2 protein-coding genes are annotated in these 1,925 nt (G+C 64.1%); both read left to right on the top strand.

Annotated elements, in window-relative coordinates:
- Positions 1–679, top strand: a 679-nt coding sequence (locus EN749_RS34935; RefSeq protein WP_145991156.1) for a dihydrolipoamide acetyltransferase family protein, incomplete at its 5' end; no start/stop codon positions are given.
- Positions 680–1,010: 331 nt separating this feature from the next.
- Positions 1,011–1,925: FAD-dependent oxidoreductase (locus EN749_RS34930; protein WP_128364877.1), on the top strand; the 915-nt coding region annotated here is incomplete at its 3' end.

The raw sequence follows: 1,925 nt of genomic DNA, 5'->3' as shown, positions 1-1,925 counted from the left end.
GCGCAAGATCGCCGAGAAGATGTCGCTGTCGAAATCGCGCATCCCGCACATCACCTATGTCGAGGAGGTCGACGTCACCGCGCTGGAGGAATTGCGCGCCGCGCTCAACAAGGAGAAGCGCCCAGGTAAGGGTGGCGTGGAGCGGCCGAAGCTGACGCTGCTGCCGTTCCTGATGCGGGCCATGGTCAAGGCGATAGCGGACCAGCCCAATCTCAATTCGCTGTTCGACGACGAGGCCGGCATCATCCACCAGCATGGCGGCATCAATATCGGCATTGCCGCGCAGACGCCGACGGGGCTGGTGGTGCCTGTGGTCAAGCATGCCGAGGCGCGCGATATCTGGGAGTGCGGCGCAGAAATCATCAGGCTGGCCGAGGCGGCCAAGTCCGGCACGGCGACACGCGACGAGCTGTCTGGCTCGACCATCACCATCACTTCGCTCGGCGCCATGGGTGGCATGGCGACGACACCGGTCATCAATCATCCCGAAGTGGCGATCATCGGCGTCAACAAGATGATGGTGCGGCCGGTGTGGGACGGCACCCAGTTCATGCCGCGCAAGATGATGAACCTGTCGTCGAGCTTCGACCATCGGGTGATCGACGGCTGGGACGCGGCGGTGTTCATCCAGCGGATAAAGACGCTGCTGGAAACGCCGGCGCTGATCTTTGTGGATTGAGGGGCGGGACAATCGAGATGCCGGCGGGACAGCGCCCCCCTCTGCCTTGGAGGACTGGTTTTCTTCTTACAATGTTGAAAATCAGCGAAAGCAGTGGAGGGCGTAATCTCCCCCCTCGAGGGGGAGATGGCCGGCAGGCCAGAGGGGGTTGGTACGACTGGACGCGACCGCCTTGCGCGACAGATGCAGGCCGGCGCTCTACGCGCGGCGACCCCCTCTGTCGCCTTCGGCGACATCTCCCCCTCGAGGGGGGAGATTACGCGCTTCGAGGGCGGCGCGAAGGACCCAACATTATCTGCCTTCCAGCACCATTGTGAACCAGGATGCCAACATGAAAGAAATCTCCTGCAAGCTGCTCGTCATCGGCGCCGGTCCCGGGGGCTATGTCTGCGCCATCCGTGCCGGGCAGCTCGGCGTCGACACGGTGATCGTCGAGTCGGGCAAACCAGGCGGCACCTGCCTCAATGTCGGCTGCATCCCGTCCAAGGCGCTGATCCATGCGGCGGAAGAGTTCGAGAGGGTCTCACACATGGCGAGCGGCAAGAGCCCGCTTGGCATTTCGCTCACCGCACCGACGCTCGACCTGGCTAAGACGATCGCCTGGAAGGACGGCATCGTGAGCCGGCTCAACAGCGGCGTCGCCGGCCTGCTCAAGAAGGCAGGAGTCAAGACCGTGCATGGCTGGGCGAGCTTTCGCGACGGCAAGACTGTGGAGGTCGAAACCGAGACAGGAAGCCAAGTCATCCGCGCCGAGGCGATCGTCATCGCCACCGGCTCGGCGCCGGTCGAACTGCCGTTCCTGCCCTTTGGCGGTCCGGTGATTTCGTCAACCGAGGCACTGGCACTCGGCGCGGTTCCACAAAAACTCGCTGTCGTCGGTGGCGGCTATATCGGGCTGGAACTCGGCATGGCCTTCGCCAAAATGGGCGCCAAAGTGACCGTGGTCGAGGCCTTGCCGCGCGTGCTGGCGCAGTATGATGCGGAACTCACCCGGCCGGTGGTCAAGCGGCTCAATGCACTGGGCGTCGAGGTGATGCTGGGCGCCAAGGCCAAGGGGCTGTCGACCAAGGGTGATGCGCTGCTGGTCGAGACGGCGGATGGCAAGAGCGCCAAGGTCGCCGCCGAAAAAATCCTGGTCACGGTCGGCCGCAAGCCGGTGACCGAAGGCTGGGGGCTCGAGCAGATCGACCTCGACAGGGCAGGCAAATTCATCCGCATCGACGACCAGTGCCGCACCTCGATGCGC

Source organism: Mesorhizobium sp. M7A.F.Ca.ET.027.02.1.1 (assembly GCF_004022985.1).
In the GTDB taxonomy this organism is placed as follows: domain Bacteria; phylum Pseudomonadota; class Alphaproteobacteria; order Rhizobiales; family Rhizobiaceae; genus Mesorhizobium.
The sequence above is the reverse complement of the archived record's forward strand: the minus strand, read 5'-3'. Positions and strand labels throughout refer to the sequence as shown.